At 53.3% G+C, this 17,481-nt stretch carries 17 protein-coding genes; 2 read left to right on the top strand and 15 right to left on the bottom strand.

The features are described 5' to 3' along the window. Window positions 1-95 precede the first annotated feature (95 nt). Window positions 96-305 (top strand): recombinase family protein, encoded by a 210-nt coding sequence (locus F822_RS16025; RefSeq protein WP_407938236.1) that lies wholly within the window; start codon window positions 96-98, stop codon window positions 303-305. Between the two features lie 360 nt (window positions 306-665). Here the strand turns inward: F822_RS16025 and glmS are convergent, their stop codons facing one another. The 15 genes from glmS to cysC form a co-directional block, all read right to left on the bottom strand. Then, the gene (gene glmS, locus F822_RS09480; RefSeq protein WP_025040878.1) at window positions 666-2,516 is read right to left on the bottom strand and encodes a glutamine--fructose-6-phosphate transaminase (isomerizing); all 1,851 of its coding nucleotides are present in this window, start codon (window positions 2,514-2,516) and stop codon (window positions 666-668) included. Between the two features lie 326 nt (window positions 2,517-2,842). Continuing rightward, window positions 2,843-4,225, bottom strand: a complete 1,383-nt coding sequence (gene glmU, locus F822_RS09475) for a bifunctional UDP-N-acetylglucosamine diphosphorylase/glucosamine-1-phosphate N-acetyltransferase GlmU (protein WP_197272810.1) — start codon at window positions 4,223-4,225, stop codon at window positions 2,843-2,845. Window positions 4,226-4,568: 343 nt separating this feature from the next. Next, complete coding sequence (locus tag F822_RS09470) at window positions 4,569-4,988, bottom strand: F0F1 ATP synthase subunit epsilon (protein ID WP_025040880.1); 420 nt, start codon at window positions 4,986-4,988, stop codon at window positions 4,569-4,571. Window positions 4,989-5,065: 77 nt separating this feature from the next. Further along, window positions 5,066-6,445 (bottom strand): F0F1 ATP synthase subunit beta, encoded by a 1,380-nt coding sequence (atpD, locus tag F822_RS09465; protein WP_025040881.1) that lies wholly within the window; start codon window positions 6,443-6,445, stop codon window positions 5,066-5,068. A gap of 29 nt (window positions 6,446-6,474) precedes the next feature. Continuing rightward, window positions 6,475-7,356 carry a F0F1 ATP synthase subunit gamma gene (gene atpG, locus F822_RS09460; protein ID WP_025040882.1) on the bottom strand — a complete coding sequence of 294 codons (882 nt, stop codon included), beginning with the start codon at window positions 7,354-7,356 and terminating at the stop codon, window positions 6,475-6,477. A gap of 3 nt (window positions 7,357-7,359) precedes the next feature. Next, window positions 7,360-8,901, bottom strand: a complete 1,542-nt coding sequence (gene atpA / locus F822_RS09455) for a F0F1 ATP synthase subunit alpha (RefSeq protein WP_025040883.1) — start codon at window positions 8,899-8,901, stop codon at window positions 7,360-7,362. Window positions 8,902-8,913: 12 nt separating this feature from the next. Further along, the gene (locus F822_RS09450) at window positions 8,914-9,450 is read right to left on the bottom strand and encodes a F0F1 ATP synthase subunit delta (RefSeq protein ID WP_025040884.1); all 537 of its coding nucleotides are present in this window, start codon (window positions 9,448-9,450) and stop codon (window positions 8,914-8,916) included. Window positions 9,451-9,453: 3 nt separating this feature from the next. Further along, window positions 9,454-9,924 (bottom strand): F0F1 ATP synthase subunit B, encoded by a 471-nt coding sequence (locus F822_RS09445; RefSeq protein WP_025040885.1) that lies wholly within the window; start codon window positions 9,922-9,924, stop codon window positions 9,454-9,456. A 37-nt stretch (window positions 9,925-9,961) separates the two neighbouring features. Next, the gene (gene atpE, locus F822_RS09440) at window positions 9,962-10,234 is read right to left on the bottom strand and encodes a F0F1 ATP synthase subunit C (protein ID WP_004180856.1); all 273 of its coding nucleotides are present in this window, start codon (window positions 10,232-10,234) and stop codon (window positions 9,962-9,964) included. A gap of 60 nt (window positions 10,235-10,294) precedes the next feature. Then, the gene (gene atpB, locus F822_RS09435; protein WP_025040886.1) at window positions 10,295-11,101 is read right to left on the bottom strand and encodes a F0F1 ATP synthase subunit A; all 807 of its coding nucleotides are present in this window, start codon (window positions 11,099-11,101) and stop codon (window positions 10,295-10,297) included. 16 nt (window positions 11,102-11,117) lie between these two features. Further along, window positions 11,118-11,507 carry an ATP synthase subunit I gene (locus F822_RS09430; RefSeq protein ID WP_025040887.1) on the bottom strand — a complete coding sequence of 130 codons (390 nt, stop codon included), beginning with the start codon at window positions 11,505-11,507 and terminating at the stop codon, window positions 11,118-11,120. 353 nt (window positions 11,508-11,860) lie between these two features. Continuing rightward, window positions 11,861-12,331, bottom strand: coding sequence for a DUF3565 domain-containing protein (locus F822_RS09425; protein ID WP_025040888.1), 471 nt, complete (start codon window positions 12,329-12,331; stop codon window positions 11,861-11,863). Window positions 12,332-12,507: 176 nt separating this feature from the next. Next, window positions 12,508-13,491: a polysaccharide deacetylase family protein gene (locus F822_RS09420; protein ID WP_036575721.1), complete on the bottom strand. Its 984-nt coding sequence runs from the start codon at window positions 13,489-13,491 to the stop codon at window positions 12,508-12,510. Between the two features lie 125 nt (window positions 13,492-13,616). Next, window positions 13,617-14,957, bottom strand: a complete 1,341-nt coding sequence (locus F822_RS09415) for a putative O-glycosylation ligase, exosortase A system-associated (RefSeq protein ID WP_025040890.1) — start codon at window positions 14,955-14,957, stop codon at window positions 13,617-13,619. 130 nt (window positions 14,958-15,087) lie between these two features. Next, a complete protein-coding gene (gene cysC / locus F822_RS09410) occupies window positions 15,088-15,756 on the bottom strand; it encodes an adenylyl-sulfate kinase (protein ID WP_025040891.1) in 669 nt (222 codons plus the stop codon). A 686-nt stretch (window positions 15,757-16,442) separates the two neighbouring features. Here cysC and F822_RS09405 point away from each other — a divergent pair. Further along, a complete protein-coding gene (locus tag F822_RS09405; protein WP_025040892.1) occupies window positions 16,443-17,420 on the top strand; it encodes a sulfotransferase family protein in 978 nt (325 codons plus the stop codon). Window positions 17,421-17,481: the final 61 nt, after the last annotated feature.

Here is a 17,481-nt window from a genome sequence, read left to right as displayed (position 1 = left end):
TGACACCAGGCCTACGATAATCAGCGTCGTTCCTGCTATAGCGGCGGACCATATTTCAAATGATGACCTTAAACAGTTAAAGTCTCTCGGATGGTATCAACACCACGACCGCGGGCGGGAAACTGGTTTTTCATATCATGGGCGCACTGGCCGAGTTCGAGCGTGCGCTGATTTCCGAACGATCAAAAGCCGGAATGCAGGCTGCAAGAAAACGGGGAAAGCATTCGGTACTATTTGCGATTCTTCGCAAAGCGCTTTCTCTGCTGCTTAAAAATTCGCTGAAGGAATCGGGATATGGCACTTAGATCGTCTACAGACGTCAGGCTATGCGATACACGTGCCAGAATTTCTGGCAGATATAGCCTCGTAGCTCTTTCGGCTATATGTCGGTGGTGAGTAAACACAATCGCTTGGCCCTTACATGCAAAGTCGACTAGCGCTTCGAGCATAACTCCCTAGCGCTCATCGTCCTATGTCATCAGGCAAACGACGCAGACGCAATATCTGGTCGAAAAAAGAGAAGGCTATTCAAAAGCCTGGTTCAGTTGCCATCGTGAACATTCCCTGCAGCCGCAACACGCTACTTAATGGCAAGGTCGACAATGGACGACCAATAGTGCGCGAAGCACTGCATCGGCGTCCCACAAGCTAACTACTAGGATGAACTATTCCACCGTCACCGACTTCGCCAAATTCCGCGGCTTATCGACGTCCGTCCCTTTCTGCAGTGCGACATGGTAGGCAAGCAGCTGCAGGGGGATTGTGTGGAGGATGGGGCTGAGCAAGCCGGCGTGTTCCGCCAGACGGATGACGTGGACACCTTCGCTTTCCTGGATGCGGGAATCGGCATCGGCGAAAACATAGAGTTCGCCGCCGCGTGCGCTGACTTCCTGTAGATTGGACTTGAGTTTTTCCAGCAGCGTGTCGTTGGGGGCGATGGCGACTACCGGCATATCCTTATCCACCAGCGCGAGGGGGCCGTGCTTCAGTTCACCGGCGGCGTAGGCTTCGGCGTGAATGTATGAAATTTCCTTGAGCTTGAGGGCTCCTTCCATGGCGATGGGATAATGCATGCCGCGCCCCAGGAATAATGCGTGGCTTTTCCCTGCGAATCTTTCGGCCCAGGCCTTGACCTGTGGTTCGACCTGTAACGCATTCTGTAGCGCAACGGGCAGATGCCGCAACTCGGCAATCATCTCGCGTTCGCGTTCGCCGGATAATTTGCCGCGCATTTTTGCTAATGTCATAGTGAACAGCATGAGTGCGGCCAACTGGGTGGTGAATGCCTTGGTGGAGGCGACGCCGATTTCCGGGCCCGCACGGGTGAGAAAGCGCAGGTCGGTTTGGCGCACAAGGGCGCTTTCGGCCACGTTGCAAATGCCGAGGCTGTAACGGTGCCCTAATGATTTCGCGTAGATGAGGCCAGCCAGGGTGTCGGCTGTTTCTCCCGATTGGGAAATTCCTACCACCAGGGTATTCGGACTGACCGCAGGATTACGGTAGCGGTACTCGCTGGCGATCTCGACATTGCAGGGCAATCCCGCTACGGTTTCGAGCCAATAACGGGCTACCAGCCCCGCATGGTAGCTGGTGCCGCACGCAAGTATCAGGATGCTTTCCGTGTCATTGAAAATATTCTCCGCTTCGCTGCCAAACAGCCTTGGGGAAATGGATTGCGCATTGAGGACCATCTCCAGCGTATTGGCCACCACCCCGGGTTGTTCGAATATTTCCTTTTGCATGAAATGGGCATAAGGCCCCATCTCTACCGCATCATTGCTGAGTTCACTTTCTTGCACGGTACGCGTCACTTGCCTACACACGCTGTCATGCAGGCAATTGATAATGCGATAGCTGTCGCGGTGCAGTTCGGCCACATCGCCATCTTCGAGGTAGATCATGCGCCGGGTGACCTGTAGCAGGGCGGACGCATCGGAGGCGGCGTAGTTGCCGGATTCGCCCAGCCCCAGCAATAACGGCGCGCCGTTGCGGCAGACGACAATGCGTTCCGGGCGCGATTCTTCCATGACCGCGATTGCGTAGGCACCCTGCAATTCAGCTATGGCACGGCACACTGCTTCAAATAGATCGGGTGTTTTTTCCAGATGAAACGAAATCAGGTGGGCGATCACTTCGGTGTCGGTGTCCGAAGTGAATGTGAATCCCTCATCCTGCAAGCGCTGGCGCAGCAGTTCGTGATTTTCGATGATGCCGTTGTGGACGACTGCGACTTCTTTCGATTTTTTGCCTGAAAAATGCGGATGAGCGTTGCGCTCGGAGGGGGCGCCGTGAGTAGCCCAGCGGGTATGGGCAATACCTGTTTCGCCGCTAAAGTTCTGGCTATCCGCAAGTTTGCTCAGTTCCGCAACGCGGCCGGTGGTACGCAGCCTGTGCAACCCGCCGTTGTTAAGCGCGATCCCGGCGGAATCGTATCCCCGGTATTCCAGGCGGCGCAAGCCTTCAAGCAGGGTGGGAACAATATTACTTGTTGCGACTGCGCCGACTATTCCGCACATTTGATGGCATCCTTCTATAGGTTTGGCGAACAAGCAGTACAAACGTCATACTGGAGAGAGTGGGTGTCCGGTGATGTTCAAAGCGATAGCTTACGCGCGCGTCATGTTGGCGTGGACTGGATTTGGAATCGAGCCGAGAATGAAGACAATTATCAGCTACTTGCCGGATAAATGGGGTGTGACAAAGAAATATGCCTCTGTATGGTTTTCAGGAATTTTGATGGGTTGCGCTCCGCTCCACCCATCCCACTCAACATAGGTATCAAACTGAGAATGGTGCATGGGTATAAAGAAATATAATTCGGAAAATGCTGCGGTTTCGGTTTTTATTTCTCACCCTTCGGTTTTTTAACCGGTCGCTGCCAGCCCTCGATGCTCAGTTGCCGGGCTCGTGAGAGCGACAGTTTATGTGGCGGCGTGTTTTTGGTGATGGTGGAGCCGGCGCCGATGGTGGAACCTTGCGCTACTGTTACCGGCGCGATCAGTTGAGTATCGGAGCCGACAAAAACATCGTCCTCGATAATCGTCTGGTATTTATTGGCGCCGTCGTAATTGCACGTAATCGTGCCGGCACCGATGTTGACGTTCTTTCCAATTACGGCATCACCGATGTAGCTCAGGTGATTCGCCTTGCTGCCCGCGGCGATGGCACTATTTTTGACTTCGACAAAATTACCGACATGGACGTCGTGGGCAAGCTTGGTTCCGGGACGGATGCGGGCATAAGGTCCGACACGACAGTTCTTTCCGATTTCAGCCGCTTCGATCAGGCTGAATGGCGCGATGGCCGATCCGGCCGCGATTTTGACATTTTTCAGGATACAGTGAGCGCCCACTTTCACGCCATCATCCAGATGTACGTCGCCCTCGAATATGCAGTTGATATCTATTTCCACATCCCTGCCGCAGACGAGCTGGCCGCGAATGTCGATACGGGCGGGATCCGCCAGCGTCACGCCCTGTTCCAGCAGTTTGGTCGCGAATTGGTGCTGGTAAACCCGTTCAAGCGCTGCGAGCTGAGTCTTACTATTAACGCCAACCGTTTCCCAGGCATGCGCCGGTTGGGCAACTTTTATGCTGACGCCATCCTTGACCGCCATCGCAATAATGTCGGTAAGATAATATTCCTTTTGCGCGTTGTTGTTTTCCAGCTTGTGCAGCCAGCCATGAAGGTACCGGTTCGGAATCACCATGATGCCGGTATTAATTTCGTGGATTTGTCGCTGAACCGTGGTGGCATCTTTTTCTTCGACAATGGCGACGACCTCGCCTGTTTCGCCATCGCGCACGATCCTGCCGTAACCTGAGGGATCGGCCAACTCTACAGTCAGAAGGCCGATGGTTTTTTCGCCAGCGGCCGAGATCAGCCTTTTTAACGTTTCGACACCTGTAAGCGGTACATCGCCATACAGGATGATTGTCATACCATGCTCATCCAGATGGGGCAACGCCTGCTTCACTGCGTGGCCGGTGCCGAGTTGCGGCACCTGTTGTGCCCAGGTCAGGCTTTTGTCGTCTATCGCCTGCGGCACGGCCTCGCCGCCATGGCCATAGACAATACAAATTCCTTGCGGCGACAATGCGCGCGCTGCGTCGAGCACATGTGCCAGCAGAGCCTTGCCTGCGAGGGGATGCAAAACCTTGGGCAGCGCCGAGTTCATGCGCTTGCCGAGTCCGGCAGCGAGAATTACGATATTCAGTTTAGACACGTCAATGAAAGAGCGGTCAATGAAAGAAATTCTGGCGAACAGCAAACGTCTATCTGATTTATACGCCTTGCCGCACGCATGACAATGCTCGGGAACACATGCGCGACAAAGGGGCGATAACGTCGTGCCAATAACTTTGGAAGGCTAATTTATCACATCATGGGATCAGAATCCATCTACTGCTTAGCTGAACATCAGGTTCGGGCCATGCCTGGTGTTACGCTTGGCAAGCCTGGCGTTGTACGTGCGTTTTGTTTTGCAGGCTGCTTGTCACCGTGCGGCTTATTCCAGGCATAAAAAAAGGCGGTTGTCGCCGCCCTTTTTTTGTCTGGAATCCCGCTTATCAGTGCCCGCTTTTTCGCAGTCTCTGAATGGTGGCCAATTGCGCGATCGCTTCGGCTAGCTCGGCTTGTGCCCGCGCATAGTCCATCGCGGAAGATCGATCTCTCATGGCTTCCTCTGCCCGTTTCTTGGCATCGATCGCCTTCAGTTCGTCGAGATCGGCGCCCCGCACAGCAGTGTCGGCAAGAATGGTTACCACGTCCGGCTGAACTTCGAGCATGCCGCCGGAAACATAGACCAGTTCCTCATCTTGCAGAGGCGCCTTGATGCGTACCGACCCCGGCTTGATTCTTGTCAGCATCGGTGTGTGTTGCGGATAAATCCCCACTTCCCCCGCCTCTGCCGGCGCCACCAGAAACTCGGCGGGGCCGGAGTAAATCGATTCCTCGGCGCTGACAATATCAACGTGAAATACACCCATTTTAGCTTCCATTCAACATTGATTGGCTGATCTCGTTATCATTCACACAGAGAACACCGGATTCATGAATATCTTTTCTATTGTAACGTCTTGGCTTTTTCGACGGCTTCGTCTATTCCGCCAACCATGTAAAACGCCTGCTCCGGCAAGTGATCGTATTCGCCGGCAACAATGCCTTTGAAACCTTTGATGGTTTCCTTCAGCGATACATATTTTCCGGGTGAGCCGGTAAATACCTCGGCCACGTTAAAGGGCTGCGAAAGAAAACGCTGAATCTTGCGCGCCCGGGCCACCGCCAGTTTGTCTTCGGGCGAAAGCTCATCCATTCCAAGAATGGCGATAATGTCGCGCAATTCCTTGTAGCGCTGCAGGGTTTGCTGCACGTCGCGCGCGGTATTGTAGTGTTCTTCGCCAACCACGAGCGGATCGAGCTGCCGCGATGAGGAGTCAAGCGGGTCCACCGCTGGATAAATGCCCAGCGAGGCGATGTCGCGCGACAGCACTACGGTTGCATCCAGGTGACCAAAGGTCGTCGCGGGGGATGGATCGGTCAAATCGTCCGCCGGGACATACACAGCCTGAATCGATGTGATGGAACCGGATTTGGTGGATGTGATGCGCTCCTGCAGCCGCCCCATTTCCTCGGCCAGCGTCGGCTGGTAACCCACCGCGGAAGGCATCCGCCCCAGCAAAGCCGATACTTCAGTCCCCGCCAGGGTGAAACGGTAGATATTGTCCACGAAAAGCAGCACGTCGCGCCCTTCGTCACGGAAATATTCCGCCATGGTCAGGCCAGTCAGCGCCACGCGCAACCGGTTTCCGGGCGGCTCATTCATTTGCCCGTACACCAGCGCCACCTTGTCCAGCACGTTCGAGTCTTTCATTTCGTGGTAGAAATCGTTGCCTTCGCGAGTCCGTTCGCCGACACCCGCGAATACGGAAAAACCGCTGTGCTCGACGGCGATGTTACGGATCAACTCCATCATGTTGACCGTCTTGCCTACGCCCGCGCCACCAAACAGCCCTACTTTTCCGCCTTTGGCGAAGGGGCAGACCAGATCGATAACCTTGATACCAGTTTCCAGCAATTCGGTAGATGCGGAGAGCTCGTCGAATGCAGGCGCTTTCCGATGAATCGACATGGTCTTTTCGGCGCCGATATCACCCATTTCGTCTATGGGCCTGCCGAGAACGTCCATGATCCTGCCCAGGGTCTTGGTGCCGACAGGAACCTTGATCTGTTCGCGGGTGTTCGTTACCATCATGCCACGGCGCAGTCCATCCGAAGACCCCAGCGCAATCGTGCGCACCACGCCATCTCCCAACTGCTGCTGTACTTCGAGCGTTAACTCAGTTCCCTCAAGCACGAGTGCGTCATACACTTTGGGCAGTTCTTCGCGCGCAAACTCGACGTCGACCACCGCCCCGATACACTGAACAATTTTTCCCTGGCTCATGTTGTTCCCTAAAATGCTAAATCAAAATATTAAACCGCTGCCGCGCCACCGACGATTTCCGACAATTCCTTGGTAATGGCGGCCTGGCGCGATTTGTTGTATATCAGCGTCAATTCATTTATGACGCTGCCGGCATTGTCCGACGCGGCCTTCATCGCCACCATTCGCGCGGACTGTTCGGATGCCATGTTTTCCGTCAGCGCCTGATAAATGAGGGCCTCGACGTACCGCACCATGATGTCGTCGATAACAGGCTTGGCTTCAGGTTCGTATATGTAATCCCATACGCCTCGCTGTCCCGTTGGACCGTCGCCCGCCTTGAGCTGTTCATCGGAAAGCGGAAGCAATTGTTCCATTACCGGCTCCTGCTTCATCGTATTGATGAAGCGCGTATAAAAAATATACACGCGGTCGAAACGATCCTGGGTATAGCCATCCAGCAGGATTTTTATCGCCCCGATCAGTTTCTCGAGGTCGGGCGCATCGCCCAAGCCTACGACGTGCGAAATGACGTTTGCGCCCAACCGGTTCATGAATCCGAAACCCTTGTTGCCGATACAGCACGCTTCGATCTGTTCGCCTTCCGCTTCCCACGCTTTCATTTTACCTATCGCCATGCGCAACACGTTCGTGTTGAGCCCGCCGCACAATCCCTTGTCGGACGTAACGACGACGATACCGATCCGTTTCACCGTATCACGGTCTATCAGGAATGGGTGGCGATACTCGGTATAGGCCCGGCTCATGTGCGCGGCTACGTTACGGATTTTTTCGCCATATGGACGCGCCTTTTTCATGCGCTCCTGCGCCTTGCGCATTTTGGAGGCTGCCACCATTTCCATGGCGCGCGTGATCTTCTGCGTATTCTTTACGCTTTTGATCTTGTTGCGTATTTCTCTGCTGCCGGCCATGGGTTAGTATGTTCCGTTTTTCTTGAAGTCCTGAATCGCGGCGTCAAGCGCCTTCTCGGTCTCCGCGTTCATATCCTTGGTGGTTTCTATCTTTTCCAGGATGGCGCCATACTTGCTGCGGATAAAACCTTTCAGCGCCGATTCGAACGCCAGGGCACGCTTGACTTCAACATCGTCCAGATATCCCTTGGTGACGGCGAACAGCGTGAGCGCCATCTCCGACACGCTCAAGGTGGCGTATTGTGGCTGCTTCATCAATTCGGTCACCATCTTGCCGCGTTCCAGTTGCTTGCGGGTGGCCTCGTCGAGATCGGAAGCAAACTGCGCAAATGCCGCAAGTTCGCGATACTGCGCCAGGGCGAGACGCACCCCCCCTCCCAGCTTCTTAATAACTTTTGTCTGCGCCGCGCCGCCGACGCGCGACACCGAAACGCCGGCATTGATAGCAGGGCGAATACCCGCGTTGAACAAATCGGTTTCCAGAAAAATCTGACCGTCGGTAATCGAAATAACGTTAGTGGGAACGAAAGCGGTTACGTCGCCTGCCTGAGTCTCGATCACCGGAAGTGCCGTAAGTGAACCGGTCTTCCCTTTGACTTCGCCGTTAGTGGCTTTTTCCACCCAGGCCGCGCTTACCCGCGCCGCGCGTTCCAGCAGGCGCGAGTGCAGATAAAACACATCGCCGGGATAGGCTTCTCGTCCGGGCGGACGCCGCAGCAGTAGCGATATCTGGCGATAGGCCCATGCCTGTTTCGTCAGATCGTCATAAATGATGAGTGCGTCTCTACCGGAGTCGCGGAAATATTCGCCCATGGTACAACCGGAGTAAGGCGCAATGAACTGCATTGCTGCCGATTCCGACGCGGTGGCCGCCACCACGATGGTATATTCCATTGCACCGTGTTCTTCCAGCTTGCGAACGACGTTGTTGATGGACGAGGCCTTCTGTCCAATCGCAACGTAGATGCAAGTCATATTCTCGCCCTTCTGATTTATGATCGCATCTATCGCCACAGCGGTCTTGCCTGTCTGGCGGTCGCCAATGATCAATTCACGCTGTCCCCGCCCAACGGGAACCATGGAATCAATGGATTTAAGGCCGGTTTGCACGGGCTGGTTAACCGACTGACGCCAGATGACGCCGGGCGCGATTTTTTCAATCGGCTCAGAGTGTTTCGTGTTTATCGGGCCTTTGCCGTCGATTGGCTGCCCCAGCGCGTTCACTACCCGGCCTATCAACTCCTCGCCCACCGGTACCTCAAGGATACGACTGGTACACTTGACGATATCGCCTTCAGTGATGTGCTCGTATTCACCCATGATTACCGCGCCCACGGAGTCGCGCTCGAGATTGAGCGCCAGACCGAAGGTATTGCCGGGAAATTCCAGCATTTCGCCCTGCATCACGTCCGCGAGGCCGTGGACACGCACGATCCCGTCTGTCACCGAGACAACGGTTCCTTGCGTGCGAACTTCCGCGGAAGCGGGGAGCCCTTCAATTCTGCTTCTAATCAGCTCACTGATTTCGGATGGATTCAACTGCATTTCAAATAACTCCTAGCTTTTAAGTGCAACAGCCATGGCTTCCAGTTTAGCTCGCACGGAAGCGTCAAGCACTTCGTCGCCGATTTCAACCTTCACCCCGCCTATCAATTCCGGATCGATGCTTACTTTGGCTTCTATCTTGCGCTTGAACCTGGCTTCGAGGTCGGCCACCAGATCTTTCAATTGCGCATCGCTCATGGCAAACGCGGAAGTCACTTTCGCGTCCAATACCCCATCATGACGGGTCTTGAGTTGTTCGAACATTTCGCTCACTTCCGGCAATACTTCGATTCTGCCGTTTTCCGCAAGCAGCAAAACAAAATTACGGCCTTCATCGGTGAGCTTGTCGCCACATATGCCGAGAAGCAACTCCCCCAATCGCTTAGCCGGAACCTTCGGATTACCGATAAGCGCCTGAATCCGCTCATCTACCGCTATTGTTGCTAGAAGCTGCAACATTTCCGACCAGGCGGGTAGTGTGCCACCGGTTTTTGCCAGCTTGAAAACGGCTTCAGCGTAAGGCCGTGCGATCGTGCGCGCTTCGGCCATCGCTTAGAGCTCCGCTTTGATGGATGCGAGCAAGTCTGCGTGCGTTTTGGCGTCTACCTCGCGGCGCAAAATTTTAGCCGCACCGGCCAAAGCCAGGTCCGCCACATTCTGCCGCAACGTTTCCCTTGCGCGAAACACTTCCTGCTCGACCTCGGCCTTGGCACCGGTGAGGATGCGGCCGCCTTCATCTTTCGCCGCTGACTTCGCTTCTTCGACAATCTCGGAAGCGCGTTTTTCCGCCTGGGCAATGATTTCGGCCGCCCGCTGCTTGGCGTCCCTCACCACATCGGCGGAACGATGGCTGGCCAATTCAAGTTCGTTCTTGCCTCGCTCGCCTGCAGCCAACCCGTCGGCGATAGTCTTCTGCCGGTTTTCGATTGCGCGCATCAACGGCGGCCAGACAAATTTAACTGTGAACCAGATAAAAATGGCGAACGCCATCGCCTGGGAAAGAAGCGTCAAGTTGATATTCATGGCTAGTCTCTGATAATGGTACCGGGAGCAGGCATTATTACTTGATGACGGCCAGCAATGGATTACCGAATGCAAAGAGCATGGCCAGACCAACACCGATAATGAACGAGGCGTCGATCAATCCGAGCAACAGGAACACTTTGCCTTGCAGTGTCGGAATCATTTCAGGCTGACGCGCAGCGCCTTCAAGGAAGCTGCTGCACATGATACCGATACCGATACAGGCGCCGGCTGCGCCGAGGCCGATCATCAGGCCGATACCAATGCCCGTGTAGGCCTGAATCATCGCCAAGTATTGCAAATTGTCCATCTCGTTTTTCCTCTCTTCGTGGTAGTAAATAGTAATCTGGAAAGCGGGTGTGAAGCTGAATCAGTGGGACTCGTGCGCCATGGAAAGATAAACGACCGTCAGCATCATGAAGATAAATGCTTGCAGCGTAACGATCAAAATATGGAAAATCGCCCATCCCGCACCAAGCACCGTGCCGAATAGCGTACCGGCCAAACCGGTGGCAGCCCACATGCCGAGCAGCAGAAATATAATTTCGCCGGCGTAAATATTTCCGTATAGACGCAGGGAATGGGAAAGCGGCTTGGAAACGTATTCAACCAAGTTGAACAGCAGGTTGACCGGCCACAACATGGGATTCTTGCCGAAGGGGGTGCAGACCAGCTCATGTATCCAGCCGCCCAGCCCTTTGACCTTTATGTTGAAAAAAATCATCAACAGCCAGACGGAAAGCGCCAGCGCAAATGTGGTGTTCACATCGGCAGTCGGAACGCTGCGCCAGTTGTGCAGCCCCAATAGCTCATAGATCGAAGCCATGATATCGATCGGCAAAAAGTCCAGGGCGCTCATCATGAACACCCAGACAAACACGGTAAGCGCCGCGGGTGCCACGAACGCATGCCGGTCGCCGTGAAAAGTGCTCTTCACCTGATTATCGACGAACTCGATGGCCAACTCGACAAACGCCTGACGTTTGCCGGGAACGCCGGAAGTCGCGCCGCGCACCACCCACCACAGGAAGCCGAAGCTGATGATACCGATCAGCGACGACATCACGAGCGTGTCCACGTGCAGCGTCCAGAACGAGCCTTCACCTACCGAACTGGTCAGGTTCGTTAGATGGTGATCCATGTATGAGGTTGGGGTGAGTTCCTTGTCCGATGCCATTTTTTGCCTATTCAAACTATTTAATTCGGGCAACCTTTGCGTCGTCCCTTACAAACAACGCCATTCCGAAAATCAGGACCGTCAGTGCAAATGTTCCGATAAACCCGGCCGCGACAACATCCTTGTAAAGCGTCAGTACCAGCCAAAGCAGGATAATCATGACGATAACCTTTACCGCCTCTGCTTTTAGCGCCGTTATCAATACACCCGTTGCGGTAGAACCGTTGTACCGCGAAACGATTGCTGAAAAAGCAGCCGCGGACACCAGGCTGACCGCGCCCCCCAACAATGCGGAAGCGGCACCGTGAAATCCCCACAAAAAGCCAAGACCCAGCACCATCGCCATGGTGACGATCAATTGCCAGCGCATGACAATGCGCACTGGCTCGTTTCGTATCAAAGGCATTGTTTTCTGGCGTCTGTCAGAGGCAATCGGCTAGCGTGAAGCCAGGCGAACTGCCATTCTGTTTTCGGAAGACCTGATTTTCGTTCCAGCCGGCGCCCTCTTCGGGTTTTTTTAGCCCATGTCGGATTGTGGAACCCGACGTTGGCTGATTTCAAAACACGCGGATTCTAAACTTCTTGAGCACGACAGTCAATTAAAACCACCCTGGGAGTAGGTAATACGCGTGAGATTTTGAGGCGCAGAGCTACGCCCAGCATGCGCTCATGGCTATAAAGCAGCCGCAAGGACAAGTGAGGAGTATGAATCATTCTCCATTGACTGCGGATGGTTTTATGAGCAAGAACGCCCGGATTTTACGCATCCTTATCCGGTGCGCGATAAAATTCCACGAAGAAACGTACAGCGCCCAGAGGTTCCACATGATGCGGAACCTCCGGCACAACGATTCCGACGTTGTCCGTGGATAATTCCGTGTCTGCGCCCAGCGCGGCCACGCAATATCGCAGCTTTCCTTCCAGAATCGTTATTTTTGCCCAAGTACCGGTTTTTGTGGAATGGTCTTTCGTCAACGCGGCGGGAACCGATTCCTCCGTAAATACAGGTGTCCGCTTGTACGGAACAAAGCCATCGGGCATCTCGAACTTATCGCACCGAACGCAGTTGAGCATTTTTCCGATCATGCCGTTACGGCCTTCCTCGGAAATAACCCACGGGCGATTGATAAATGGCGGATTATGCCGTACATGCTGCGCATGGCCGCAATTGAGGAGCGCTATCGGGTCGCCTTCGCTGTCCAGGCCGAATCCTGTAATTGGTCTTTCCATAAGTAATGAGGATACCGTTAAAAGTTATTGGCCAAGTCCTGGAACAGATTGCTTATCAGACTCGTATTCTGAAGATGACTCCTGCCGCCAAGGCCTGATTCGTTCCGGGAAACAAGGATTAATGAAGCAATACCGAACTCGGGATATGAAATGCAGATGAGCTTATGTGAATGCCGCTAAACCGTTTCTACGGTCCTGAGCATATTTTGAACCATCCGAAGGGTTAAACGCACCGGCCCCCGACCCCATGGGGTAAACCGCGGGAGCTGGTATAAATCGCTGTCCATCCGTGCTGCGCCATGAGCGGTTGAAACCGCTGCATCGAAGCCCAAACGCCTGACCATCCTGACATGATCGGGCAAATAATCCTGCCCCGGCTTTCCGTTTGGGTAAGCGAAAAGCCGTACCGGCGCGCGAATGATGCCTTCAAGTATTTCCTTGCCATAAGCAATGTCGGCAGAAGCTGCGCCATTCTCCATCTTTGCGAGAATGGGATGGCTAGCGGTATGCCCGCCAATTTCCATCCCTGCCTCGTGCAGAACCCTGACCTGATCCGAGGTCATCATGAGATTGCTGCTGGAACCGGGAGTGAGGGGAATGAGTGAGCCCATCGCCTCTACTTTCGATTGCCTTGTCTCGAGAGGCAAATACTTGAGCTCACCCAACAGATACTCAATGGCTTGACGACGCTGGGGAATAGTTCCAATCTCGAATTGCCCCAACCCCAAACTGCTGAGATCAATTATACCTGCGGTTGCATGGCGGATCAATTCGATGACTGTGTCGTTCCACATCCTGCCGCCATCGAGAAAACTGGCCGCCACAAAAAAAGTAGCCGAAATGCCATGTTTTTTCAAAATCGGCAAGGCGACTTCCGCATTGTCGGCGTAGCCGTCGTCAAAGGTGATGCAGGCGGCGCGCGGCGGCAACTTCCCACGGCGCAGGCCTTGTATTGCATCCAAGAGCGGCATTATCCTGAAGCAACCCGCAAGCTGTTCCATGTGCTGGTCAAAGTCTTCCGCATGACCTTCTTCCGGAAATAACGGGTCCCGCCGAGGCAATACACGATGATAGATCAGTATCGACAAACGATTACGCGCGCCGCCGGGAGAAAACAAGTGCAGGAGCGCGCGGCTCGGCAGTAAGATTCGAGGTTGCATAGGGTTCGGGTGATTTGCAGCGTAATCAGATTCATGCGCCGGCATGGGCGAAATGCTGTAATGCTGAGGCAGGGAATTTACAGGAGAATATCCCTACCGATATACATATCTTTAGCTTGCATGCCCTAGCTTGAGTCCCGGGTAATGGGTTGCGGGGATGATGGTTCCAAAGTACCCAGTTGTCGTGACGAGCCCGTACCTTTCTTACCTGTCACGGACAATGCTCTCTGCTTGAGTTCTTTTTCCACCAGAACACGCATGGTTATCATGGCGCCCATGAGGTAATACGGCACATCGAAATAAAGCAGGCTAAGAAATGTTCCACCTACCGCAAAGCCGATAACCGACACCTGAATCATGGTTGCCAGGCTTGAGGCCCACTTGAATTCCTCAAGCTTTTTAGTATTGCGAATGATCCAGGAACCCGTCCGCCAGGTATAGAACCCCAGCAGGAGATATAGCCCCAGGCCGACAAAACCATGCTCACCCAGGGCCTGAAAATAAATGCTGTGGGCAGCATGCAGGTCTTGGGGATTAGGCGCATAAGCCCAGAACAGTTCAGGCGTGATAATCTCAAAACCGCCGCCGGTCAACGGGTAGTCCTTGGCCAGGTTGTATGCCATCCACCAGGCATTGAAACGGCCCTGGACGGACCCATCCTCCTCGTAATCGTTAATGGTATCCATCCTTTCCGTCCACTGGGCAGGCATGAATGCGAGCGCTGGCGGAATAGCGAGCATAAACAGCGCGCCCATCCGCACTTTGTGCTGGCTTTTAAGCCACAGAAAAGCGACCATCGCCGCAATCGCCAGCAAGGCCCCACGTGAATATGAACCGAGCGCGGCAAGTGCGCAAAGCATCATTGCCGCCGTCAGGCTGTGGCGCACCCATGGCTTGGGGGAAATCGTCTGCAAATAGTGCATAAGGGGAATAGTCATGATAAGCGCCAAGGCGATTTCGTTATTTCCCCCGATAAAGGTGCCTTCCGGTCCCAGGACCATGTCCACCCCTCCGCCTATTACCGTGAAAATACCCCCCTTGACACCGTAATAGCCGAGCGAGATCACAATTATCCAGATGAGCCAGTTGATATGGTCTTTTGTCCTGATCAGCATGATGACGACAAAAGTCATCAGCATGATCTTCATCACCTTGTTCCACTGGATAAACGCATCCTCGGGATAAATTGAAAATACCGTGCTCACATTCATCCAAAATACGAAAGCAATGAAGATCCACGTCAGCGACGTTTTCGGCAGATTTTTCGGTTCCCTCGTAAATACGAGCGTTACCAACGTGACGCCGCCAATGATAGCGGCAAAGGGAAAGGAGGTCGCAAACCCCCATCCCTGAGTATGAGGATTCATGACGCTGATCCACACCCACATCAATGCCCCCCTGTGCGGCTTTTTGAAGATAGTGGGCAGAAAACCGAAAACGATCAGGGTAACGAGAATGTCTCTCATGTTTGCATGACAAGACCTTAAACTGTTCGCATCTTTTTATGATGCAAGGAAAAGAAGGGGTGGTTCGGAAGAAACGATTACGCCCATGATGACCTGATCCAAAGACATGCGATCGCGTATCCGCCAATCGTCAATCAGCGGTACCGCTAACGACTCTGCTCCGTCCGGCTTGAAATCTATTTCCGTCCTTGCCGTTCAGGTTCTCCCTGAAGACATTCCGCTGCTTCAGGTATTCAATCACCTGCGCAACGCAATCTTCAAGCGGCAATTCACCCGTTTTGACTGCAAGTTCCGGATTGAGTGGGGCCTCATACGGCGATGAAATCCCTGTAAATTCCTTTACTTCACCTGTTCGGGCGCGATTGTAGAGGCCTTTCACATCACGCTGCTCACACACTTCCAAGCTGGCCTCACAAAAAATTTCGATGAAATCGCCATGCGGAAAAATGCTCCGCGCCCGTTGACGATCGGCCCGAAACGGCGAAATAAAAGCAGTCATTGCGATTACGCCGGATTCGACCAGCAGTTTTGCCGCCTCGCCTATGCGGCGGATGTTCTCGGATCGATCCTGTACCGAAAAACCGAGATCCGAACATAAACCCTGGCGTACGTTATCGCCATCCAGGACAAAAGTGCGGCAGCCCAACTGGTAAAGCTTTTCCTCCACCGCATGAGCCAATGTGGATTTACCCGAACCGGAAAGGCCGGTGAACCACAGCACCGCCGAATGGTGCACATTCAACCGCTCTCGGAGAGCACGGGTTATCGTGGCGCTATGCCACACTGTATTGTTATTCATGTTGTCAACCTGCAACTCTCCGTTTCCGGCTGTCCAGAATCATAGCTGCGCCCGTTCATTAACGGCTCAAGGATCGTAATCTTTGATTTATTCAACCGATCGACTCGCCCTTGGACTTGAATTGATGGAGAAAATGTTTCTACTGATAAATTCCTGCCTCCAAATTCTGGTGCGGCAAAGGCGATATCGGATGGGGAATTACTTGATGCGGAAGCTTCTCGCCATGAAAGTTTCTGAAAATTATCCGTGCTTCTGACGAACCCTTGACCTGATCCCTCTATTCACGGATTAAACACAAGGACCGAGGTTTACCATCGAAAAGCTGAAATAATTATGGCAGCAAGCTGCTGCTCACACAATCTGATTTTAGACCCTTTCCGCCTCTTTGATAAATCCTCTTTGATAAATCCCCTTTGATTCCCCTTTGGTGCGACTACCGCCAGTTGGACTACAATGCTTAAACCTGAATCCATTAGTTGCCCGCTCATTTTTCAGTTCGTTGGCAACTTAAGCAGATAGCTGAAAGGGATTTTTTGTGCCGTGAACCTCACCTTCTTTGCAAGCTTGCTGTGGGGAGCAGATTCAGGCTAAACCGTTTCGGCAGGGTCGCCGTTATGTGCATAAGACGTGATATGGATGAAATGCTGTGCGGACAAGGGACAAGCGTATATGAACAGAGGACTTGAGTGAAAGAGAACAACGCATTGATCATTTTAGGCATGCATCGTAGCGGTACTTCGCTGCTGACGGGGTTGCTGAGCCAGGTTGGCGTCAAGATGGGGAAGCGCCTGTATGCGCCCCAGAAAGGTGTTAACGAAAAAGGATTCTGGGAACATGAAGATATTGTCGATACCCACGATGAATTACTATTGAACCTGGGCACGCAGTGGGATGATTTGTTGCCTTTGCGCGACAAATGGTGGGAGGATCAAGCGATTCAGCCATTTGTTACCCGATTGGACAAGCTGGTGAGACGGGATTTTTCGGACGCTTATGCCTGGGCGCTGAAGGACCCGCGGATGTGCCGGCTGCTGCCCTTATGGATTCCCATCCTTGAAGCCCGGCAGGCCAAGCCAATTTTTATCTGCATGAACAGGAATCCCTTCGAGGTGGTTGCGTCCTTACAAAAACGAGATGGGTTTTCCAAGGAAAAAGCGCTGGTTTTATGGTTGAGCCACTCGCTATCCGCCGAGTTTCATTCAAGGGGGTTGCCAAGGATTTTTGTCGATTTTGATCAGGTTGTAAAGAATCCTGTCGAGGTATTGTCAAGAATAGAGCGGGAGGCAAATCTTGTCTTCCCGATAACCGTAAGAGAAGCAAAAGAAAACATTAACGGTTTCGTCTCCCCCGGCCTGCGCCACCATCAGGCCGATGCGGCGCCGAAGCATGCGTATGAGGGATTATCATCGATGGCACATGAGTTGCACCGTATCTTCACCGTAATGGCCATTGAGAATAATGGCCATTACGAGCAGATCGATAAAATCGCGGCGGATTTCATGGCTTATCAGAAAAAATGGAATGTGGAATTACTTGAACAGATCCGTAATCTCAATCAGGAACATGCAGACTACAGGATCAAGTTTTTCCGGATTTATACTTCCTGGAGCTGGTTGCTCGTCAAGCCTTTCTGGCTGATAGAGAAAGTATTGCGCAAGTATTGAAAATTGCCTTGCAGTCGCCATTATCAGCACCGCCCGTGCGCGGCATCGCGGAGTTTTTTAC

This window comes from Nitrosospira briensis C-128 (assembly GCF_000619905.2).
Taxonomy (GTDB): domain Bacteria; phylum Pseudomonadota; class Gammaproteobacteria; order Burkholderiales; family Nitrosomonadaceae; genus Nitrosospira; species Nitrosospira briensis.
Note: the sequence above shows the minus strand (reverse complement) of the source record. Positions and strands in the feature narration are given on the sequence as shown.